Raw genomic sequence first — 22394 nt, 5'->3', positions numbered from 1 at the left:
CGGGACACGCGGAAAGGCCCGGCACCGCAGGGCGGTGCCGGGCGCTCCGGCGTGCTCACGGACGGGTGGAAGGACGGTGAGCCGTCACTTCACCTCGTCCGGGTACTTCTGCGCGAACTCGTCGTAGGACTCCTTCGTGACCACGAACGTGGGGATCGGGATGTCCTCCGGCTCGGCGTCGACGCCGCCCTCGATCACCTCGGGCGTGCGCTCGGCCAGCTCGCGGCCGGCGCCGGCGACGTCGATGAACGCCGTCGCACGCATGGCGCCGGACTGGACCGCCGTCACCGCGGCCGGCGTGCCGTTGATGCCGTAGACCTTGACGTCGGTCCGGTCGGCCGACCGCAGGGCGCTGACCGCGCCGAGCGCCGGGTCGTCGAAGCACGCCCAGATCGCGAGGTTGCCGCTGTCCTTCGGATTCTTGGCCAGCCACGCCTGGGTGAACTTCGTGCCGCTCTCGACCTGGCCGGGGATGGCCACCTCCTGGCGCGTGACGGTGATGTCGCTGCCCTCGAGCGCCTCGTTCAGCGCCTCCTCGCGACCGATGCACGGCAGACCGCTCTTGTAGCCCAGGAGCAGCAGCTCGCCCTCGCCGCCCATGTCCTCCACGAGCTGCTTCGACAGGTCGGTGGAGACCAGCGCGCCGGAGTCGGCGTTGAGCGGCACGCCCTCGCCGGAGCCGCCGCTGAACGAGATGATCGGGATGCCGGCCTCGGTGGCGGCACGGACGCCGCCGGTGATCTGGTCGGTCGGGAAGACCGTGACGATGATGAGGTCGACGCCCTTCTGGACGAAGTCGTTGACGGCGCTGATCGCCTTGTCCACCGAGCCCTGCGGGTCGACCTTCGTGACGTTCCAGTCCTGCTCGTCGGCGTAGTCGATGTAGGAGTTGATCGCCTTCTCGGCGGTCTCGTCGGTGGCCGAGAACTGGACGATGCCGATGTCGTAGGAGTCGTCTCCCCCGCCACCGTCACCGTCGCCTGTCGAGTTCCCGCACGCGGCGGCTGTCGCCAGCGCCGCGACCATCGTCGCCCCGAGAGCCATGCGTCGAACGTTCATCGAGCCTCCTCAAGCTCGAGTCCGCTCACCGATGGGCGGACTCATGACCTCCTCCCCGGCGTCTCGGACGAGCCCGATGTGAGGTAGGTCACGCTGAACCTAGGTGAAGTCAAACTCAACTTCAATAGTGCCGACGAGTCATCCAGTTGCCCCTTCCGTCGGGGAGCGCTCAGACGAGCTTGCGCACGACCGACAGCGGAGCGTGCTTCATGACCTGGCCGATCGGCGCCCAGGGCCAGGCGGGGACGGCGGCGTCGACGACCTCCTTCTCGATGTACTTCACCATCGCGGCGGTGCCCGTCTCGGTGTCGACCATCAGCCGCTGCTCCTGCGCCACCTGCTCGTTCATCTCGCTGGCGATGTAGCCGGGGTAGAGCGTCGTGACCTTGATGTCGTGACCCTTGCGGCCGATGAGGTCGGAACGGATGCCCTCCGCGAGGTGGGCCACGCCCGCCTTGGTCGCGGCATAGGTGGTCATCGACGAGGGCATGCCGCGCATCGCCGACATCGACGAGATCAGCACGAGGTGGCCGGCGTTCCGCTCGTAGAAGTGCTGCATCGCGGCCTCGGACTGCGCGAGCGCGGCGACGAAGTTGGTCATCGCGGTCTGCCGGTTGGCCTCGAACTTCCCGGTGCCGATCCGGCCGCCCTTGCCCAGGCCCGCGTTGACGACCACGCGGTCGAGTCCGCCGAGGGCGTCGGCCGCCTCGCCGAAGACGCGGAACACGGCGTCGTGGTCGTTGACGTCGAGCGCGTGCACCGAGACCTCGATCCCGGGGTGCGTGGCGACGAGCGCGTCGCGCAGCGCCTCCAGCCGCTCGACCCGCCGGGCGGTGATGGCCAGGTGGTGTCCCGACGCGGCCAGGTGCCGGGCCATGCCCTCGCCCAGGCCCGAGCTGGCGCCCGTGATCAGCGTGTTCCGTCGCATGTCGCTCCTCGTGGTGTCAGCGGAAGGTGACGTCGGCCGCGGGCAGGTGCCCGTGGTCGTTGAACGTCAGCACCCGCGGGCCGGTCGCGCCCACCATGAGCGTAGTGACACTGCTGTTCACCACGACGTCGTTCAGCTTCTGGAACGCCGAGTCGTCGCCGGTGATGAGCTGCGAGGCGACCATCGCGATGGGTCCGCCGGAGGTGAACACCAGCACGCGGCGGCCCTTGCCCGAGGCGAGCCGGACGGCCTCCTCGAAGCCGGCCAGGACCCGCTCACGGAACAGCTTGTAGGGCTCGGCGAAGTCGCCCTCGCCGCGACGCCACACGTCGATCGCCTCGTTCAGCGCGGCCTGGAACTCCTTGGAGTTCTTGGTCAGCGCACCCGGGTCGAAGGCCGTGGCGACGGCGAGGTGGTCGTACTCGTTCCAGCGCGGGTCGATCTCGTACCCCGACAGGCCCGGGTCGGCGTCCTCCTCGCCCAGGCCACTGGCGTCGATCGCGGCGATCGCCGTCTGGGCGTGCCGCAGCATGCCCCCGGCGATGGCGTCGGTGAACACGACTCCCCCGGCCTCCCAGGCCGAGCCGAGCGCGGCCGACTGGCGCGTGCCCAGCTCGCTGAGGCGGTCGTAGTCGTCGGTGCCGAAGGACGCCTGACCATGACGCACCAGGTGCAGGGTTCCCACGTGCTCAGACCTCCAGCACGAGCTTGCCCGTGGCCTGCGCGCGGTCGAGCGTCAGCAGGGCCTCGGAGGCGTTCTCGAGGGGGAACGACTGACCGACGACCGGCTTGAGCGCTCCCGACGCGAGGTGCTCGGCCATGGCCTCCCACTGCTGCTTGATCAGGCCCGGGCGCTTCATCGCGTAGGCGCCCCAGCCGACGCCGACCGCCGACAGGTTGTTCAACAGCAGGCGGTTCGCGGCGATCTTGGGGATCTCGCCGGCGGTGAAGCCGATGATCAGGATGCGGCCGTCGTCGACGAGGCAGCGCAGCGAGTCGGTGAACCGGTCGCCGCCCGCCGGGTTGCCCACGGGGTCGACGACGATGTCCACGCCGCCGGACGCCTTGACCGCGTCCTTGAAGCCCTCGGACAGCACGTACTCGTCGGCGCCCGCGGCCACGGCGATCTCGCCCTTCGCGTCGGTGGAGGTCACGGCGATCACGTGGCCGGCGCCGAACGCCTTCGCCACCTGGATCGCTGCCGTGCCGATGCCGCCCGAGGCACCGTGCACCAGCACGCGCTCGCCCTCGGCGAGACCGCCGCGGTTGACCAGGGCGAAGTAGACGGTGCCGTAGTTGAAGATGAACGAGGCACCCTCGGCGAACGAGACCGAGTCGGGCAGCGGGAAGGTCAGCAGCACGTCGGCGACGACCTGCTCGGAGAAGCCACCCAGCATCGGCAGCGCGGCCACGCGATCACCCGGGGCGAAGCCGGAGTCGGCCGGGGCCTCGACCACGACGCCCGCCACCTCGGAGCCCGGCGTGAACGGCAGCGGCGGCTTCAGCTGGTACATGCCGCGGCTCTGCAGCAGCTCGGGGAAGGAGACGCCGGCCGCCTTGACGTCGATGAGGACCTGGTCCTCGCCGCGCTTCGGGGCCTCGACCTCGAGGAGTTCGACGGCCTCGGGACCGTCGAGGGACGTGATCTGGATCGCTCGCATGGAGCGAGCGTAGCGGATATCTAAGCGCTTGCTTAGCCCCTCGTCCACAATCTGAGGATATCCTCACGTTATGGCCACCGGAGTCCGCTTCCCCACCGACAGTTCCACCGCCACCGCCCGACAGGTCGTCGCCGACGCGCTCCGGAAGGTCGATCCGGTGGGCGCCCGCGCCGCGGAGCACGAGACCAACTGGCGCCGTGGCTACCTCACCCACTTCTCGCGTCTCGTCGAGGCGGGACTGGGCGAACCGGCCGACGCGGTGACGATCGCGACCGAGGGTCTGCGCAGCATCTCCGAGCAGATGCGCTGCGGCGACGCGAGCCTGGCGGACGCGCTGGTCGCACCGGCCGAGGGCGAGCCCTGGACCACCGTCGAGATCGCCGGCGAGGGCGAGGCCGAGACCGAGCTCAGCGTGCCGTACCACGGGCGCCGGCTGACCGGAGCCGAGCTGGACGCGCAGCTCGACGACTGGGTGGCGCGCGGCGTCGTCGAGCCGACGTTCTCCGACGCGATCCGCGAGGTCGCCGCGCACCCCGAGTGGCTGCGGCTCGAGGGCGACACGGTCGTCGTGCTGGGCGCGGGCGCGGAGATGGGCCCGTACCGCTCACTGCTGCGCTGGGGCGCCGACGTCGTCGCGGTCGACCTCCCGCGCGCCGACATCCAGAAGCGGATCCGCGACCACGCCCGTGAGGGCGCGGGACGCGTGAGGGTGCCGGTGGGCGGCAAGGAGACCGGCGCCGACCTGCTGCACTCGCTGCCCGAGCTGGGCCGCTGGATCGAAGGGATCGACGGCCGCCTCGTCCTCGGCACGTACTGCTACGCCGACGGCGCCACGCACGTGCGCGTGTCGATGGCCGCCGACGCGCTGGCGGCGCGGCTGCTCTCGCAGCGGCCCGACACCGCGCTGGCCTACCTGGCCACGCCGACCGACGTGTTCGCCGTGCCGGCCGGCGCCGTGACGACCTCGAACGAGAACTACGCGAGCGGTCGCAGCCTCGTGCGCGCGCCGTTCCGGATGCTCAGCGGCGGACGACTGCTGCAGCGGAACTATCCGCCGGACGTCGAGATCGGCGTGTGCGACTCGCTCGTGCCGCAGCAGGGACCGAACTACGCGCTGGCGAAGCGCGTGCAGCGGTGGCGCGCCGCGGCCGCCCGCCACGACGGTGCGACGGTCTCGCTCAACGTCGCCCCGGCCACCCGGACGGCCTCGGTCGTGAAGAACCGCGCCCTGGCCGCGGCCTACGCCGGCGCGCACCGGTTCGGGGTCGAGGTGTTCGAGCCCGCCACCAGCAACGTGCTGATGGCGGCGCTGCTGGTTCACGACCTGCGCAGCGGCCACGCGCCCTCGGACGAGCCGTGGCGCGAGGAGGCCTACGCCGCCGCCCACGGCGGACTGTGGACCGCGGCCTACCACCCGCGCTCGGCCCTCGGCCTCGCCGCGGTCCTCGGCTTCGCCGGCTCGCGCGCCTGACTCCGCCCGCTCTCCGTGAGTGGCACTCGCCGGGGCCGAGGAGCCGGAGAGCCGGGACGTGAGGCCGTCGGACCGGTAGAACGGTGGGCATGAGTCGACCTGCGGTCCTGCCCGTCGTCCACCTCGCCGCCGGCACGTGGCTGCTGGTCGACCTGTGGCGCGCGTGGACCCCGACCCTCATCACGATCTTCGGCCAGGCGGCCTCGACGCCGCCCGAGCTGATCGGCGCGTTCGCGCTCGGCTGCCTGCTGGTGCCGGTGGTCGTCGTCGCGATCGCAGCGCGCACCCGCCACGCGTTCGTCGTGGCGACCGCGGCGCTCGTGGTCGCGCTGACCTGCCGGGTCGCGCTCCAGCTCACCGAGGGCGGCCGGCCGCACCTGACCGTCGCGTCGATCGGCACGGTGGCGGCGATGACGTGGCTCGCGCTCGCACTCCCCCGCGTCCGAGACGCCGCCGTCACCGGTGTCGTCACGGGACTCGCACTGTCCGTCACCACCCACGCGGCCCTCGGCACCTGGGGCGCGGTGTGGCGCGACGACGCCTGGGCGTGGGCGCTCCTGGTCGTCCAGGTCGCCGCCTGCCTCGCCACCGCGCGGGTCGATGGCGACGGAACGCGGATCGGTCGCCGCCTCGCGTGGACCCTCCTGCCCGGCCTGTTCCTCGCCGGCGTGATCGTGGCCAACGCCGGTCGCGCGTCGGCCACCCTCGACGAGGCCGGACTCGCCGCCGTGGCGTTCGGGGCGACGGCGGCGATCGCCCTGACCCTCGTCCGGGTCACCCGGTGGTCGTCGATCCTGGCGTCGGTCGTCCTCGTCGCGGCGGTCGCCGCCTCGGCCGTCGTCACCGACGCGGACGGGCTGCTGCCGAGCTGGACGGTCCTCGCGTTTGCCGTCGGCATGCCCGCCCTCGCCCACCTCTGGTGCGCCGCCGATCAGGGCGATCGGGGCACGCCAGTCGTCGTCGCGCTCGGCGGCGTCCTCTGGGGCGCACTGCTCTTCGCCTACTACGCCGGCTACGACCTGGGCTATCGCGCGGACTGGCTACTTGTCGTCCTCGCCGCGGTGATCGGCGTCGCCGCCGCCTCCGCACCAGCACGGAACGGGACCGCGGCGAGTCCGAGGACCCTCGGCGGGATCGGGGCCGCTGCCGTCGCGGCGGCCCTCGCCGCGGCCTTCGCGCCCGCGCTGACGATCCGGACCTTCCACACCGACGGCCCACGCGACGGCGAGCTCCGGGTGGCCGCCTACAACCTGCGCATGGGCTACGGGATGGACGGCGACTTCCGGCCCGAGGCCGTGGCCGCGATCCTCGTCTCCGCTGACGTGGGACTGATCAGCGAGATCGACCGGGGCTGGCTGTTGAACGGCGGCCAGGACCAGCTCGCGATCCTCGAGCGACTCACCGGCCGGACGGCGTGGTTCGGCGCCGCGGCCGACCCGGTCTGGGGTGACGCGGTCCTCCTCGACGCCGAGGCAGCCGACGTCGAGCGCATCGCGCTGCCCTCGCACGGCGCCGTGACCGGAGCGCAGGCGATCGCGGTGCGCCCGAAGGCGCCATGGGACGCCCGCTGGCTCGTCTCCACCCACCTGCAGCCGGTGGGCGACGACGAGGGCGTGACCGAGCAGTCGGCCGACCTCGCCGTCTGGCTGCGTGGGCTCGGCGGCCCGATGGTCGTGGGCGGCGACTTCAACATGCAGGAGGGCAGCGAGGCCCATCGCCACGTCACGGGCATCGGCCTCGTCGACGCCGCTCCGGGCGGCGCGAGCACGAGCGAGGCCGACGACCCCGTGAAGAGGATCGACTACGTGTTCTCGACGGCCGACCTGGTGGCCGTGGACGTCGACGTGCCCGGCCTGCGGGCGTCGGACCACCTGCCGGTGGTCGCGACGCTCAGGCCCCGGTGAACTTGGCCTGACGCTTCTCGCTGAACGCGGCGACGCCCTCGGCGAAGTCGTGCGAGGCGCCCAGGACGCCCTGCTCGACCGTCTCGGTGGCGAGCGTCTCGTCGAGGTGCAGCAGGGCCGCGGCGTTGATCGCGGACTTGATCCGCGCGTACGCCATCGTGGGGCCCGACGCCAGCTTCTCGACGAGGCCGTCCACCGTGGCCTGCCACTCTCCCGCGGGCACGCAGTGCGTGATGAGGCCGGCGGCGTACGCCTCGGGGTTCGGCAGCCGCTCGCCCAGCATGAGCATGCGGGTGGCACGGGCGCGGCCGATGGAGGCGGCGATCAGCTCGTGCGCGGCGCCGTCGCCCATCAGGCCCACGTTGACGAACGCCTGCAGGAAGTAGTCGTCCTCATTGGCCACCTGGAAGTCCGAGGCGAGCGCGAGCGACGAGCCGATGCCCGCCGCGAGGCCGTTCAGCGCCGCGACCACGGGGAACGGCGCGCCCGTGAGCGCGTGGATGAGGCGGTCGGCGGCCTCGAGGATGCCGGTGTTCGTCGCACCCGGCGCCATCACGGCACCCGAGCAGAACGCGCGGCCCTCGCCCGTGAGGACGGCGACGCGGACGCCCTCGGCGTCCTCGAGCGCGTCGCTCATCTGCTCGAACATCTCGGTCGTGACCGAGTTGAGCCGCTGCGGGGCGTTCAGGGTCAGCGTCAGCACGCCGTCCGTGCGGTCGACCAGTAGGTCGGTCATCGATTCCTCCATTGTCCGAGCAGGGTCTGCAGCACCGCGATGAGCGCGGTGGGCTGGTCCAGCATGATGTGGTGTCCCGAGTCGGGGATCACGGTGACGGGCACGTTGCCGCCGAGCCGCGAGCGGATCTCCTCGGTGATGTCGGTGGTGGCCATGCCGCGCTCGCCGCGCAACAGCGCCACCTCGCACGCGCTGCGGGCCACGTCGGCGGGCTCCATGCTCGAGCGCAGGAAGACGCGCGGGTCGAACTTCCAGGTCCAGCCCGAGCCGTCCGCCCGGACGACGTGGTGGATCGAGCCGCGGGCGATGTGGTCGCGGATGTACGGCAGGCACGAGGGGTCCTCGGGCAGCGTGCGGAAGCGTGCGACCATCGTGCGGGCGTCGGGGTAGAGCGGCATCGAGAGGTCGGCGCGGTCGTTGCGCCACGAGCGCGCCTCGGCCGAGACCTCCTTGACCGGCGAGTCGATCGCGGCCGCGCCCAGCATGTCGGCGCCGTGCTCGCGCGCGGCGGTGAGGGCGACGAAGCCGCCCATGCTGTGGCCGAAGACGACGGGCTTGGCGCTGGTCTCGGAGGTGGCCACCGCCATGACCTCGCGGGCCCAGGCCTCGAGCGTGTACGCGTCGCGGCGGCCGCTGTCGCCGTGGCCGCTCAGGTCGAGCGCGAGGACGCGGTGGTCGACCGCGAGGTGCGGGCCGACGTGATCCCACCAGCCGGAATGCGCGGCGCCACCGTGCACGAGGACCACCACCGGTGCGCCGGGCTCGCCCCACGCGCGGTACGCGATCGGGACGTCGTCGACCTCGATCTCGAGGTGCTGGGGCTTCTCGTCGAGCGCCCACGTGAACCACTCGGGAACGGTCACCGATGGAACCTCGTCACTTCGTGCAGGGGGGCCCGGCCGGCCCGGAACGAGTTGGCCGGATGGTCGGGGTCGGCGTGGCCGAAGGAGATGCCGCAGACGATCAGGCGGTCCTCGGGCAGGCCGAGCCACTCGCGCAGGAACTGCGACTTCTGCGCCAGGGCGGCCTGGGCGACGGTGGCGACGCCGCGGGCCTGCGCGGCCAGCAGGAACGACTGCACGAACAGGCCGCAGTCGATCGCGGCGTAGACACCGAGCGGGGCGGGCGCCGAGACCACCGCGACGTGCGGGGCGCCGAAGAACTCGAAGTTCCGCAGCATCTCGCGGGCCGAGCCCTCCCGGTCGCCCTTCGCGACGCCGACGGCCTGGTAGAGCTGCCAGCCGACCTCGCGGCGTCGCTCGGCGTGCACGCCCTCGTAGCCGGGCGGGAAGGGGTAGTCCGAGCCGAGCGAGGCGTCGGCCATGAGGTCGTGGCGGAGCCGGACGAGCGCCTCGCCGGACACGATGTCGACGTGCCACGGCTGGACGTTGCACCACGACGGGGTGCGCGACGCGGAGGCCACGATCGCCTCGATCTCGGCCTCGGCGACGGGCTCGTCGGTGAAGCCGCGGCAGCTGAAGCGCGAGGCCAGCAGCCGCTCCAGGACCTCGGCGTCCGACTCGTCGACCATGGGGACACCGTACCCGCAGCGAACTTCCCGTCAACCGTGACGGTTTGTTCGCGGTGTGGCTGGTGGGGCGGTGAGTCCTCAACCCCTCCCGCTCACGGGCGGTGAGTGGTCAACCGTTCGGGAGGGTCATTCGGTTGACTGGTCACCGCGCCTCATGGGGAAGGGTTGAGGGCTCACCGCTCTCCGCGGGCTCAGGCCTCGGACGTGCGGACCTGCACGACGCGGATGGGCGTCGGCGCCTCGACCGTGCGGCTCACGGTGCACAGCTGCTTGTGGGTGCGCTCGATGGCGTCGGGCACGCGGTCGGCCATCTTCTGACCCATCTCGTCGTGGTCGAACGAGATGTCCACCGTGACGACGAGGTCCTCCATGATGTTGCCGCCCGAGGCGTCCTTGACCTTGTGGCCCTCGACCGAGATGTCGAAGCGCTTCGGCTCGGCGCGCTTGGTCAGCGCCTCGACCGTGACGCCGGTGCAGCCCCCGAGCGCGACCAGCAGCAGCTCGACGGGGGTGAAGTCGGTGTTCTGGCCCTCGCCGATCGAGATGACGCCGCCGCGGCCGTTCTCGGCCCGGTACTCCATCTGTCCGGTGCGGACGAGGTGGACGCTGCGCAGGGTGGTGGACTCATCGCTCATGCCACGACCCTAGGCCGCGACGGGACGACCCGCCGGACAGCACGACCGGCCGCCGGAGACGTGGATTCCGGCGACCGGTCATGCGACCCGGCGGGTCAGGCGTCGAGGTCGGCCTCGACGAGCGCGGAGATCTTCTCCAGGACGGCGGCATCGTCGCTCTCGACGGTGACCTCGGCCCCCTGGCCGGCGCCGAGGGTCATGATCATCAGGGCGGACCCGGCGTCGACGGGCTCGCCGCCGGCGACGGCGAGGGTGACGGGCACCCCGGCCTCGGTGACGGCCGCGGCGATCGTGGCGGCCGGGCGGGCGTGGAGGCCGACGGCCGATCCGACGGTGACGGTCTTGCTGGGCATCTGCTGTCCTCTCAGACGGTGACGGGGTCGTCGGCGGCGAGCGCCGCCTGCTTCTTGTCGTGACCGACCTGCTTGAGGACGGTCACCAGGAATCCTGCCACCAGTGTCCCGATGATCAGGGAGACGAAGAACCACAGGACGTTGTCGACGGCGAAGAACACGAAGATGCCGCCGTGCGGGGCCACGCAGGTGACGCCCATGGCCATCGAGAGCGCACCGGTGACGACACCACCGGCCATCATCGCGGGCAGCACCCGGAACGGGTCGGCCGCGGCGAACGGGATCGCGCCCTCGGAGATGAACGAGGCGCCGAGCAGCCAGGCGGCCTTGCCGTTCTCGCGCTCGGCCGGCGCGTAGAGCTTCGGCCGCAGCGCCGTGGACAGCGCCATCGCGAGCGGCGGCACCATGCCGGCGAGCATGACCGCGGCCATGATCTTGGACTGCGACGAGCCGGCGTCGAGCGCGCCCGCGGTGGACAGGCCCGTGACGGCGAAGACGTAGGCCGCCTTGTTGACCGGGCCGCCGAGGTCGAAGCACATCATCAGTCCGAGCACCGCGCCCAGCACGATCGCCGAGCTGCCGGTCATGCTGTTCAGCCCGTCGACGAGGGCCTCGTTGAGCCAGGCGAGCGGCTTGGCCAGCACGAGGATCATCGCCATGCCGACCACCAGCGTGGAGACCAGCGGGATGACCACGACCGGCATCAGGCCGGCCAGCCAGCGCGGGACGCCGCGGTGCGCGAACCACGCGGCGACGAGGCCCGCCAGGAGGCCGCCGACGATGCCGCCGATGAAGCCGGCGCCGTTCGGGTTGGTCTCGGTGACGCCGATCTGGCCGGCGGCGTAGCCCATCACGAATCCGGGCGCGATGCCCGGACGGTCGGCGATCGCGTAGGCGATGTAGCCCGCGAGCGCCGGGACGAGGAAGCTGAACGCCCACGATCCGAGCAGGAAGACGAGCGCGCCGACGTAGTACAGGAAGGCGCTGCCGAACAGGGCGTGGTCGCCGGCCTCGGGCAGGTTCGTCAGCGAGTTGTTCGCGAGGATGTCTCCGGCCGTGTCCGTGACGTCGTAGCCCGCGAGCAGGAAGCCCAGGGCGATCATCAGGCCGCCGGCCGCGACGAACGGGATCATGTAGCTGACGCCGGTGAGCAGCCAGCGCTGGAGCTTCTTGCCGATGTGCTCGTCGTCGCCGGCCGCATCGGCGGTGGTGGCGTCGGCGTCGCCCTCGACGCGCTGCGCCGACGGGTCGGCCGCCGCGGCGAGGGCCGCGTCGATCATCGCGCGCGGCTCGTTGATGGCGCGCTTCACGCCGCTGCGCACGACGGGCTTGCCGGCGAAGCGGGCCTGGTCCTTGACGCCCACGTCGGTCGCGAAGATCACCGCGTCGGCGCTCGCGATCTGCTCGGAGGTCAGGGGCGTGCTGCCCGAGGAGCCCTGCGGCTCGACGGCGAAGTCGACGCCCGCGTCGGTCGCGGCCTGCGCGAGCGCGTCGGCGGCCATGTAGGTGTGCGCGATGCCCGTGGTGCAGGCGGTGACCGCCACGACGCGCTGGCGCGCCGCCGTCTCGGCCGTGCTCCCGGCGGGCGCCTCGGCGGCGGCCGAGGCGGGGGCCGCGGGCTGCTTCACGTCGACGCCGGAGGTGGCCTCCTCGACGAGCGCGATCACGTCGTCGGCCGACTGCGCGTCGCGCAGCGCCTGCGTGAAGTCCGAGCGCACGAGCGCCCGCGCCAGCGACGAGAGCAGCTTGAGATGGGCGTTCCCGGCGCCCTCGGGTGCCGCGATCATGAAGACGATGTCGGCCGGGCCGTCCGGCGCACCGAAGTCGGCGCGGTTCGACAGCCGCGCGAACGCCAGCGTCGGCGCCGTGACCGTGGCGGTCCGGCAGTGCGGGATCGCGATGCCGCCGGGCACGCCCGTGCCCGCGAGCGCCTCGCGCTCCTTGGCGGCGGCCGCGAGGTCCACGGCCGAGCCGGCGCGTCCGGCGGCCACCACCTGGGCCGCGAGGGCCTCGATGACGCCCCCGGCCTCGGTGCCGAGATCGACGTCGAGCGACACCAGCTCGGGAGTGATGAGCTGTTCCATGTTGTCCTCCATCAGGCGGGATCCACGGCTTCGACGTGGGGTGCTGCGGGTAGGTCGGTGGGGGTCGGCAGCGCCGATCCGGGCAGGGCCGCGGCGGCGGCACCGTGGACGGCGGCGCTGGCCAGGCACTCGGCGGGCGAGGCGCCGGCGGCGTGCGCGACGAGGTAGCCGGCGAGCGAGGAGTCGCCCGCGCCCACGGTGCTGCGCACCGAGATCGGGGCGGGTGGGCAGAACCACGAGCCCTCGTCGGTCGCGAGGACGGCGCCCGCTCCCCCGAGGGTCAGCAGGACGGCGCCGACGCCGTGCTTGTCGCGCAGCTCGTGGGCGCGGGCGGCGGCGTGGCGCGGGTCGCGCTCGATCTCGTCGGGGTCGCAGTCGAGCAGCTCGGCCAGCTCGTCGGAGTTCGGCTTCATGAGGTCGGGAGAGGACTGCTCGACGGTGAGGCCGAGCGCGGCGCCCGAGGTGTCGACGGCGACGCGCGCGCCCGCCTCCTGGAGCCGGCGCGTCGTGGTGGCGTACCAGTCGAAGGGCACGCCGGGCGGCAGCGAGCCGCTCAGCACGGCCCAGTCGCCGGCCGAGACCGCGCCGACGAGGGCGTCGGTCAGGGCCGTCAGCTCGGTCGCGTCGAGGCGCGGTCCGGGCGAGTTGACCTTGGTCGTGGTGCCCTCGGGCTCGGCGAGGGTGAGGTTCACGCGCAGGCGACCGCCGACGGGGACGGCGCGGTAGTCGAGGCCGAGCCCGTCGAGGGCGGAGAGCAGCGGCTCGTCCGCGGCGGCCGGGAGGACGGCGGTGACGGGCACACCGGCGGCGTGCAGCACGCGGGCGACGTTGATGCCCTTGCCGCCGGGATCGTCGTGGGCCGCCTCGCTGCGCACGACGCCGCCGCGCTCGAGCGGCTCGAGCAGGCCGACGAGGCGGTCGATCGCAGGATTCGCGGTGACGGTGACGATCACGACGGCTCCTTCCGGTCCTGGTAACCAGCGTCACACGTCCGGGGTTCGCGTGCGCTGTGGATTCTTGTGGCTTTCAATGTTGTCTTGTATTGATTTATGTCACATCGTGGGACCTTGTCAAGACCCCGGTGTCTCCTGGATCACGTGGGCGTTACCGTCGAGAGGTGAGCACCGTGTACTCCGGAACCGCTGTCGTCCCAGGAATCGGCGTCGGCCCGGTCGTCCGACCGGCCCCCCGCCCGACCGCTCCGGAGCACGAGGACTCCGCCGACGCGTCGGTCACCACCGTCGCCTTCGGAGCCGCCGCGGCCGAGGTCGCACGGCGCCTGCGCGCGCGGTCGCAGTCGGCCAGCGGCGCCGCCTCCGAGGTGCTCGCCGCCACCGCCGGCCTCGCCGAGGACCGCGGACTGGCCACCTTCGTCGCGAAGCACGCGGCCCAGGGCGCCGGCCCCGCCACCGCCACGACGGCCGCGATCGAGGAGCTCGCCGCGATGTTCACCGCGGCCGGCGGCCTCATGGCCGAGCGCGTGACCGACCTCTACGACGTCCGCGACCGCATCGTCGCCGAGCTGCTCGAGCTGCCCGAGCCCGGCATCCCCGTGCCCGACGAGCCCTCGGTGCTGCTGGCCGACGACCTCGCCCCCGCCGACACCGCGGGCCTCGACCCGTCGCGGATCGTCGCGATCGCCACCGAGCTGGGCGGCTCGACCAGCCACACCGCGATCATCGCGCGCCAGCTGGGCATCCCCTGCGTCGTCGCCGTCACCGACCTGGCCGCCGTCGAGGCGGGCGCCCGGGTCGCCGTCGACGGCACCACCGGCACCGTCACCGTCGACCCCGACGAGGCGCAGGTCGCCGAGCTGATCGAGGCCGACCGCCGCACGCGCGAGGCCGCCGCCGGCTGGACCGGCCCGGGCCGCACCTCCGACGGACACGCCGTGCAGATCCTCGCGAACGTGCAGGACGGCGCCGGCGCGCGCGTCGCCGCCGAGCAGCCGATCGAGGGCGTCGGCCTGTTCCGCACCGAGCTGTCGTTCCTCGACCGCGCCACCGAGCCCAGCGTCGACGAGCAGGCCGCGATCTACGCCGAGGTCTTCGAGGCGATGGGCGACAAGAAGGTCATCGTGCGCACGCTCGACGCCGGCTCGGACAAGCCGCTCGCGTTCGCGAACCAGCCCGACGAGCCCAACCCGGCGCTCGGCGTGCGCGGCCTGCGGATCGGTCTGGCGACCCCCGAGATGCTGGACCGCCAGCTCGACGGCATCGCCGCCGCCGCGGGGCGCACCGGCGCCGACGTGCGCGTCATGGCGCCGATGGTCACCACCGAGTCGGAGGCGCAGTGGTTCGCCGAGCGCGTCCGCGCCCGCGGCCTCCAGGCCGGCATCATGATCGAGACGCCGTCCACGGTGCTGCTGGCCGACCGTCTGTTCCGCCACCTCGACTTCGTCTCGATCGGCACGAACGACCTGTCGCAGTACACGTTCGCGGCGGACCGCATGGCGCCCACGCTGAGCGACCTCACCGACCCGTGGCAGCCCGCCCTGCTGGCCTCGATCAAGCTCGTCGCCGACGCGGGCCGCCGGGCGGGCAAGCCGGTGGGCGTGTGCGGCGAGGCCGCTGCGCACCCGCTGCTCGCGTGCGTGCTGACGGGCCTCGGCGTGACCTCGCTGTCGTGCGCGGCCACCGCCGTGCGCCCCGTCGGCGCGAAGCTCGCGCAGGTCACGCTGGCGCAGTGCGAGGAGGCCGCCGAGGCCGCCCTCGCCGCCTTCGACGCCAGCCGCGCCGCCCAGGCCGCCGCCGAGATCCTCGCCTGACCGGTCCGCTCGGGCCACTTCACGAGGTTTCCTGTCACTTCACGAGGTTCGCAAACCTCGCGAAGTGACAGTTTCCCCGGTTAACCGGGGAAACTGTCACGCCCGAACCGCCAAAAGTCGCGAGGGGCCGCGGTGGGCCGTTGACTGTGGGCATGCGCTGTCTGGTCACCGGGTCCACCGGCTACGTCGGGGGACGGCTCGTCCCGCAGCTGCTCGAGGCGGGCCACGAGGTCCGCGTGCTGGTGCGCGACGAGCGCAAGGCGCGGGCGCACCCGTGGGCCGAGGACGTCGAGATCGTCGTCGGCGACGCGACCAGCCGGGACGACGTCCGCCGCGCGTGCGAGGGAGTCGACGTCTTCTACTACCTGCTTCACTCGATCGGCTCGTCCGGCGACCTCGTGCGCACCGAGCACGAGATGGCCTCGACGATCGCCGAGGCCGCGCAGGAGGCCGGGGTCGGCCGGTTCGTCTACCTCTCAGGCATGGTGCCGCAGGACGAGGAGCTGTCCGAGCACCTGAGGTCGCGCGACGAGGTGGCCCGCGTGCTGCTCGACTCGGGCGTGCCCACGGCGGTGCTCCAGGCGGGCATCATCATCGGCTCGGGCTCCGCCTCCTTCGAGATGCTGCGCTACCTGACCGAGCGGCTGCCCGCGATGGTCACGCCGCGCTGGGTCGACTCGCGCACCCAGCCCATCGCGATCCGCGACGTCCTCCACCTGTTGGTCGGCAGCGCGGAGCTGCCGTCCGACGTGAACCGCCGCTTCGACATCGGCGGCCCCGACGTCCTGACGTACCTCGAGATGATGCAGGGCTACGCGAAGGTCGCGGAGCTGCCGCGGCGACGGATCCTGCGCGTCCCGGTCCTGTCGCCGAGCCTCTCGAGCCACTGGGTCGGCCTCATCACCCCCGTGCCGGCGAACCTCGCGCGCCCGCTCGTCGAGAGCCTGCGCAACACCGTGGTCGCGCAGGAGGACGACATCTGGCGGTACGTCGAGCGCCCGCCCGGCGGCCTCACCGGCTTCGAGCGCGCGGTCGAGCTGGCGCTCACCAAGATCCGCGACCTCGACGTGCCCACGCGGTGGACCTCCGCCGCCACGCGCGGCGCCCCGTCGGAGCCGCTGCCCGAGGACCCCGACTGGGCGGGCGGCTCGCTCTACACCGACGAGCGCACGCGCGAGGTCGCCGCGACGCCCGAGGACCTGTGGGCCGTCATCGAGGGCATCGGCGGCGACCACGGCTGGTACTCGTGGCCGCTGGCGTGGGAGGTCCGCGGCCTCATCGACCGGGCGTTCGGCGGACCCGGCCTCCGGCGCGGCCGACGGGACCACAGCAAGCTCGTCGTCGGCGACGCCGTGGACTTCTGGCGCGTCGAGGAGGAGGACGAGGGCTCGTTCCTGCGGCTGCGCGCCGAGATGAAGGTCCCGGGCCTGGCGTGGCTCGAGCTGCGCGTCGGCTCGGACGACGCGGGCACCACCTCGTTCCACCAGCGCGCGCTGTTCCACCCGCGCGGGCTGCTGGGACACCTCTACTGGTGGGCCGTGTGGCCGTTCCACGGCATCGTCTTCGGCGGCATGCAGCGCAACGTGGCGAAGGCGGCCGAGGCGCGCGCCTGAGCGCAGCCGGGGGCAGGACCTCGCACCCGCGGTGTATCAGAACCGCGGCGCCGGGGTCATGGGATGGCGTGCCCGACAGGGCTCCAAGTCACCCCCAAGTCGGGCGCAAGGTCTCGGACCGACAGTCGGTGGCACGGAACGACCCTCCCACCGAAGGAACCGAGACACATGTCCTCCCTCTTGTACCGCTTCGGCCGCACCACGGCCCTGCACCCCTGGCGCACGCTGGTCGGCTGGCTGATCGTCGCCGCCTGCGTGTTCGCCGCCGGCTCCGCGTTCGGGGGCACCACCCAGGACGACTGGAACGTGCCCGGCGCGGAGTCCCAGCGCGGCATCGACCTGCTGCGCGACCACCTCCCCGACGCCGGCAACGCCTCGGCGAACATCGTCGTCCACGACGACACGGCGATCCCCGCGAGCATCCTGGCCTCGCTCGGCGAGCGCCTGCAGGACGTCGCGCACGCCTCCAGCGTGAGCCCGCCCCGGATCAGCGAGGACGGCCGCACCGCGGTGCTGCACCTCGCCTACGACACCGAGGTCACGCACCCCGACCTCATGGGCGACGTCGACCCGCTCGACGAGGCCGTCGAGTCCACGCGCGACGCGGGCTACCAGGTCGAGCTCGGCGGCGACCAGCCGTCGACCGCCTCCGCCCCGATCGAGGGCTACGGCGAGCTCATCGGCGTCGGCGCCGCCCTGCTGATCCTGCTGATCGCGTTCGGCTCGGCCGTCGTCGCGGGCCTGCCCGTGCTGGTGGCGGTGTCCGGCCTCGCGGTCGGCTCGGCCGGCGTCACCCTGCTGGCCGCCACGATGGACGTCTCCACGTCGGCACCGATGGTGGCCACGATGGTCGGCCTGGGCGTCGGCATCGACTACGCCCTGCTGCTGGTGAGCCGGCACGCCGAGTTCCTCGCGCAGGGCCATCCCGTCGAGGAGGCCGCCGGGCGCAGCCTCGCGACCGCCGGCAAGTCGGTCGTGTTCGCCTCGCTCACCGTGCTGATCTCGCTGCTGGGCCTGGGCCTGGCGGGGCTGCCCACGTTCTCGACGTTCGGCTGGGCGACCGCGATCTCCGTCGTGGCCGTCATGCTCACCGCGATGACGCTGGTGCCCGTGCTGTGCCGGTTCGCCGGCCGCAAGGTGCTGGCGCGCGGCCTGCGCCGCGGCGCGGTGCGCACCGAGCGTCCGCTCACCGCCCGCTGGGCCGAGCGTGTCACGCGGCGTCCGCTGCTGTGGGCGCTCGCCGGCACGACGGTCATGATCGCCCTCGCGGCTCCGGTGCTCGACATGCGCACGTGGCCGCAGGACGACGGCAACCAGACGACCGAGGCCACCACCCGGCGCGCGTACGACCTCACGTCCAACGCGTTCGGGCCCGGCGCCACCGGCCCGATCACGGTCGTCGTCGACCACGCGAAGGTGCCCGCAGGCGAGGTGGCCGACGTCCGTGCCGCCCTCGCGTCCAACGACGACCTGGTCGCCGTCTCGCCCGCGACGACCTCGCCCGACGGAGCGGTCAGCGTGCTGACGGCCGAGCCGGCGTTCGGACCCGCCGACGAGCGCACCTCCGGGCTCGTCGAGGAGCTGCGCGCCGACCTGCCGGCGGGCGTCGAGGTCACCGGCCAGACGCCGCTGTTCGCCGACATCGCCGAGATGCTGTCGCACCGCCTGTGGGTGGTCATCGCGTTCGTCGTGGCGGTCTCGGTGCTGCTGCTGATGCTCGTGTTCCGCTCGATCGTGATCCCGCTGAAGGCGGCCGTCATGAACCTGCTGTCGATCGGTGCCGCCTACGGCGTCATGACCGCGGTGTTCCAGTGGGGCTGGGGCGCGAGTCTGCTCGGCATCGATCACGCCGCGCCCGTGTCCAGCTGGGTGCCGATCCTGATCTTCGCGATCCTGTTCGGCCTCTCGATGGACTACGAGGTGTTCCTGCTGAGCCGCATCCGCGAGAAGTGGCTCGACACGGGCGACGCCACCGGCAGCGTGGTGCACGGCCTGTCCGCCTCGGGCAAGGTCATCACCGCGGCCGCGGCGATCATGGTGGTCGTGTTCCTCGGCTTCGCGACCGAGGGCGACCTCGTGGTCAAGATGCTGGGGCTGGGCATGGCGACCGCCGTGTTCCTCGACGCGACGATCGTGCGGATGATCCTGGTCCCCGCCACGATGACGCTGCTCGGGAAGTGGAACTGGTGGCTGCCGGGCTGGCTGGACCGGGCCCTGCCGCAGGTCGACGTCGAGGGCGACGAGCGCGCGCTCGAGCCCACCCGCTGAACGGCTAGAAGCCGAACTGGTCCCGCTGGTCGCGCAGTCGCTGCGCGGCCAGCGGGATCTCCCACTGCTCGCACAGCTCCTCGGCGCGGTCGGCGTGTTCCCTCGCTGCGTCGAGGTCGCCGAGGGCCGCGTGGGCACAGGCGACGTAGTGGTCGACCGGCCCCGAGGCGTTGCCCGACCCGGCCGAGCAGCTGGAGCCGAGGAAGGGCGCGATCCGCTCCAGCGCCGCGGCTGCCAGCACGCGGTCGCCGACGTACATCGCCGCCTCGGCCGCGTTGCACCACGCCAGCATCGAGAACCAGTCGTCGTGGTCGAGGTCCACGGCGTACCGGCGCAGGTGCTCACGGGCGTCGTCGACCCGGCCGGCGCGGCACAGCAGCGCGGCGGTGACCGACGTCAGCGGCAGCGGGTCGGTCTCCTCCATCGCGACGAGCACGTCGACGACCTCGCCCGCGTGGCCGCTCCACACGGTCAGCACGAGCTCGGCGCCGAGGATCGCGACGTCGGACTGCGGCAGCGTCACGGTGCGCTCGACGCGGCGCATCCGGTCGAGCATCGCCGCGCACTCCTCGAAGCGGCCGGCCATCGCGAGCCACGGGATCTCGAGGCCGTCGAGGACGAGCTGCGCGTACGCGAGCCGCAGGCGGTCGGCCTCGGCGCGCGCCCGGGCGATGACCTCGCGCATCTCCAGCGGGCGCCCGGCCTCGCCCAGCGCGACGGCCTGCAGCGTCGCCGAGATCACCACGTCGCGGTCGCGGCCCAGCTCACGGGCCAGGCGCACGGACTCGTGCGCCCACTCGGCCCGCTCGACGGCCGTGTCGGCCTTCCACAGCGCGGCCACGCCGACCTGTGCGACGTCGACCATCAGGCCGGGGTCGCCGAGCTCCTCGGCCATCGCGCGCGCCTTCGCAACCAGCTCGGCGCGCTCGTCGAAGGGCGAGGTGTAGTACTGCTCGCTGGCCAGGGCGACCAGCGCGCGGCAGCGCAGCGCCGACGGCTCGGGCGGCAGGTCGTCGAGGGCGTCCCGCAGCGCCGTGACCACGACGTCGTTGACCTCGCCGTGGTTGGTGGCCTGCCACAGCGCGCCCTGCGTGGTGGCGAGGGCGGCCGCGGCGAGCAGCTCGGGGTCGCCGATCGTCCGGGCCTCGCCGATGGCGGCCGCGACGCCGGCGGCCAGCTCGGTCCAGCGCGCCGACCAGCGATGCGCGTCGGCCAGCTCCATCCGCGCGTCGAAGCGGTCGCGGGCGGTGGCGGCGGGGTCGTCGGACATCGCCTCGAGGGCCGCGGTCAGCAGCTCGGCCCGGTCCTCGTGGGCGTGCAGCGCGCGGGCGTCCTCGGCCGCGCGCTCCGCCGCGCGCCACGCCGTGGCCGCGTGGGCCGGGCCCGCCGCCAGCCAGTGGCGCGCCTCCTCCGACGCCCGGTCGGTGTCGGCGATCGCCGCCGCCACCGCCGCGTGCCGGCGGGCCCGCCGGGAGGCGGAGAGTCCCGCGTAGAGGCTGTCGCGCACGAGCGCGTGGGCGAACGCGTACCGGTCGATGCCCTCCTCGACGACGAGGCCCGCCCCGACCGCCGGCTCCAGCAGGTCGAGCGCGCCGTCCTCGTCCGTGCCGAGGACGGCCGCCAGCGTCGGACCGTCGAACTGGCGACCCACCACGGCCGCCGTCGCCAGCGCGGCGCGGGTCTCCTCGGGCAGCCGCGCGAGGCGCCGCGCCAGCACGTCGTGCACGGCGCGGGGCGTGTCGTCCTCGGCCAGCAGGGTGGCGAGGTCGCCGCGCTCGCCCGCCAGCCGGGCGTACTCGACGAGGAAGAACGGGTTGCCGTCCGTGCGCTCGTGCAGGGCCGCCGCCTCGGCGGGCGACGGCGCCGCCTCGGTGACCCCTCCGACGACCTCCGCGACCTCGTCCGGACCGAGCCCCGTGAGGTGCAGGCGGAGCGCGTGCCGACGGGCCAGCGCCTCGGCCGCGTCGGCCAGCAGCCCCGCGGGCTCGGGGTGGTCGCGCCACGTCGCCAGAACCAGCAGGCGGGCGTCGGTGACGGACTCGGCCAGCAGCAAGAGGCCGCGCAGACTCGCCGGATCGGCCCAGTGCAGGTCCTCGAGGACCACGACGACAGGCTCCTCCCGTGCCTGCGAGCGCAGCGCGGCGAGGATCGCCTCGCGCACCCGGAAGCCGTCGGCCGCGTCGGTCACGTCGGGGAAGTCGAGCCCGAGGGACTCCAGGACCGAGCGCCACGGCCACAGCGGCGGCGCGCCCTCGTCGCTGGAGCACCGGCCCACGGCGACCCGCGCGCCCGCGGCGACCGCCCGCCGTCCCAGCTCGGCGGCGAGCCGGCTCTTCCCGATGCCCGGCTCCCCCGTCACGGCGGCGAACGAGGTGGTCCCGGCGAGCGCCGCGTCGAGTCCGCGGGCGAGCGCGGCGAGCTGCTGGTCGCGACCCACCATCGGCCACGGCGTCGCGACGGCCACCGCGGTCTCGACCGGGTCCTCGGGGGGCGGGGTCCAGTCCAGCTCGGCGTCCTGACGCAGCAGCGCGGTCTGCAGGCGGCGCAGCTCGGGACCCGGCTCGATCCCGAGCTCGTCGTCGAGCACCTCGCGGACGCGCCGGATCACCTCCAGCGCCTCCGCCTGCCGTCCGGACCGCGCGAGCGCGAGGGCGCGCAGCCCCCAGAGCCGCTCCCGCAGCGGGTGGGCCGCGGTCAGCGCCTCGAGCTCGGCGGCGGCCGTCGCGTGACGACCGAGGGCGAGTGCCGCGACCGCACGGTCCTCGAGCGCGACGACCCGCAGCTCCTCCAGCCGGGCCCGCTCGGCCACCGCCGCGGGGGCGTCGCCGAGCTCCGCGTAGGGCGTGCCGCGCCAGCGCGCCAACGCGGCGCCGATCAGCGCGTCGACCGACTCGAGCTCGGCCCGGGTCGGGCTGGGCGCCTCCAGCCGGCGGTGGCCGTCGGCGACCGCCAGCTCGAAGGCGTGCGCGTCGATGTCCTCGGCCGGCACGCGCAGGGCGTAGCCGGCGCCGACCGTGACGAGCACCTCCGCGGGCGCCCGTCGGGCGCGGCCCGGCTCGAGCACCTTGCGCAACCCCGAGACGTAGGCCTGCAGCGTCGTCACGACGCCGGGTGGCGGGGCGTCGCCCCACAGCAGGTCGACGATCGTGTCGACGCCGACGGGCCGGCCGCCGGACAGCGCGAGGGCGGCGACGAGGGTGCGCTGCTTGGGCGTGCCGAGATCGAGCTCGACACCCTCCGCCGAGACCGCCACGGGCCCCAGCACCCTCAGCTCCACAGTCGCAGCATAGGGACGCGCCGGGGCCCCGGACAGATGTTCGGCGCAAGCGGTGCGGGCGACTCCAAGTCAGGTCCCAGTCGGTATCAAGCGGTCCGGCCGATGCT

17 protein-coding genes are annotated in these 22394 nt (G+C 73.4%); 5 read left to right on the top strand and 12 right to left on the bottom strand.

Translation table 11 applies throughout. The features are described from left to right. Nucleotides 1-84: 84 nt before the first annotated feature. The 4 genes from ACGWYL_RS06665 to ACGWYL_RS06650 form a co-directional block, all read right to left on the bottom strand. Nucleotides 85-1059: a sugar ABC transporter substrate-binding protein gene (locus tag ACGWYL_RS06665; protein WP_179427092.1), complete on the bottom strand. Its 975-nt coding sequence runs from the start codon at nt 1057-1059 to the stop codon at nt 85-87. Nucleotides 1060-1228: 169 nt separating this feature from the next. Continuing rightward, the gene (locus tag ACGWYL_RS06660) at nt 1229-1987 is read right to left on the bottom strand and encodes an SDR family oxidoreductase (protein ID WP_395486741.1); all 759 of its coding nucleotides are present in this window, start codon (nt 1985-1987) and stop codon (nt 1229-1231) included. Nucleotides 1988-2003: 16 nt separating this feature from the next. After that, on the bottom strand, nt 2004-2672 hold the full coding sequence (locus ACGWYL_RS06655) for a histidine phosphatase family protein (RefSeq protein WP_269304649.1): 669 nt from the start codon (nt 2670-2672) through the stop codon (nt 2004-2006). A 4-nt stretch (nt 2673-2676) separates the two neighbouring features. Then, the gene (locus ACGWYL_RS06650) at nt 2677-3648 is read right to left on the bottom strand and encodes an NADPH:quinone oxidoreductase family protein (RefSeq protein WP_179427098.1); all 972 of its coding nucleotides are present in this window, start codon (nt 3646-3648) and stop codon (nt 2677-2679) included. A 70-nt stretch (nt 3649-3718) separates the two neighbouring features. Between ACGWYL_RS06650 and ACGWYL_RS06645 the strand changes: the two genes are divergently transcribed. After that, nucleotides 3719-5119, top strand: coding sequence for a hypothetical protein (locus ACGWYL_RS06645; protein ID WP_395486740.1), 1401 nt, complete (start codon nt 3719-3721; stop codon nt 5117-5119). Nucleotides 5120-5208: 89 nt separating this feature from the next. Further along, a complete protein-coding gene (locus ACGWYL_RS06640) occupies nt 5209-7023 on the top strand; it encodes an endonuclease/exonuclease/phosphatase family protein (RefSeq protein ID WP_395486739.1) in 1815 nt (604 codons plus the stop codon). Here ACGWYL_RS06640 and ACGWYL_RS06635 read toward each other — a convergent pair. From ACGWYL_RS06635 to ACGWYL_RS06605, 7 genes are all read right to left on the bottom strand, one after another. Further along, nucleotides 7010-7759, bottom strand: coding sequence for an enoyl-CoA hydratase-related protein (locus ACGWYL_RS06635; RefSeq protein ID WP_395486738.1), 750 nt, complete (start codon nt 7757-7759; stop codon nt 7010-7012). The two genes, ACGWYL_RS06640 and ACGWYL_RS06635, sit on opposite strands and share 14 nt — an antisense overlap. Continuing rightward, a complete protein-coding gene (locus tag ACGWYL_RS06630; protein WP_179427106.1) occupies nt 7756-8622 on the bottom strand; it encodes an alpha/beta fold hydrolase in 867 nt (288 codons plus the stop codon). Before ACGWYL_RS06630 ends, ACGWYL_RS06635 begins: the two co-directional genes overlap by 4 nt. Next, complete coding sequence (locus tag ACGWYL_RS06625; RefSeq protein ID WP_179427108.1) at nt 8619-9290, bottom strand: nitroreductase; 672 nt, start codon at nt 9288-9290, stop codon at nt 8619-8621. The genes ACGWYL_RS06630 and ACGWYL_RS06625 overlap by 4 nt, the downstream gene beginning before the upstream one ends. Before the next feature lie 191 nt (nt 9291-9481). Beyond that, the gene (locus ACGWYL_RS06620) at nt 9482-9925 is read right to left on the bottom strand and encodes an OsmC family protein (protein WP_395486737.1); all 444 of its coding nucleotides are present in this window, start codon (nt 9923-9925) and stop codon (nt 9482-9484) included. A gap of 95 nt (nt 9926-10020) precedes the next feature. Next, on the bottom strand, nt 10021-10278 hold the full coding sequence (locus ACGWYL_RS06615) for an HPr family phosphocarrier protein (protein WP_179427112.1): 258 nt from the start codon (nt 10276-10278) through the stop codon (nt 10021-10023). Nucleotides 10279-10289: 11 nt separating this feature from the next. Continuing rightward, entirely contained in the window at nt 10290-12362 is a 2073-nt protein-coding gene (locus tag ACGWYL_RS06610) for a fructose-specific PTS transporter subunit EIIC (protein ID WP_395486736.1), read from the bottom strand. Between the two features lie 11 nt (nt 12363-12373). After that, the gene (locus ACGWYL_RS06605; protein WP_395486735.1) at nt 12374-13315 is read right to left on the bottom strand and encodes a 1-phosphofructokinase family hexose kinase; all 942 of its coding nucleotides are present in this window, start codon (nt 13313-13315) and stop codon (nt 12374-12376) included. Nucleotides 13316-13479: 164 nt separating this feature from the next. On the opposite strand from ACGWYL_RS06605, the gene ACGWYL_RS06600 reads away from it, so the two are divergent. The 3 genes from ACGWYL_RS06600 to ACGWYL_RS06590 all read left to right on the top strand — a co-directional run bounded on the left by ACGWYL_RS06600 (nt 13480) and on the right by ACGWYL_RS06590 (nt 19010). Further along, complete coding sequence (locus ACGWYL_RS06600; RefSeq protein ID WP_317628263.1) at nt 13480-15129, top strand: putative PEP-binding protein; 1650 nt, start codon at nt 13480-13482, stop codon at nt 15127-15129. Nucleotides 15130-15281: 152 nt separating this feature from the next. Further along, entirely contained in the window at nt 15282-16742 is a 1461-nt protein-coding gene (locus ACGWYL_RS06595; protein WP_395486734.1) for an SDR family oxidoreductase, read from the top strand. Nucleotides 16743-16910: 168 nt separating this feature from the next. Next, complete coding sequence (locus ACGWYL_RS06590) at nt 16911-19010, top strand: MMPL family transporter (protein ID WP_395486733.1); 2100 nt, start codon at nt 16911-16913, stop codon at nt 19008-19010. Nucleotides 19011-19014: 4 nt separating this feature from the next. Here the strand turns inward: ACGWYL_RS06590 and ACGWYL_RS06585 are convergent, their stop codons facing one another. Next, entirely contained in the window at nt 19015-22287 is a 3273-nt protein-coding gene (locus ACGWYL_RS06585) for a BTAD domain-containing putative transcriptional regulator (RefSeq protein WP_395486732.1), read from the bottom strand. Nucleotides 22288-22394 lie beyond the last annotated feature (107 nt).

Origin of the sequence: Aeromicrobium sp. JJY06 (genome assembly GCF_044069275.1) — a bacterium.
In the GTDB taxonomy this organism is placed as follows: Bacteria; Actinomycetota; Actinomycetes; order Propionibacteriales; family Nocardioidaceae; genus Aeromicrobium; species Aeromicrobium tamlense.
The sequence above is the reverse complement of the archived record's forward strand: the minus strand, read 5'-3'. Positions and strand labels throughout refer to the sequence as shown.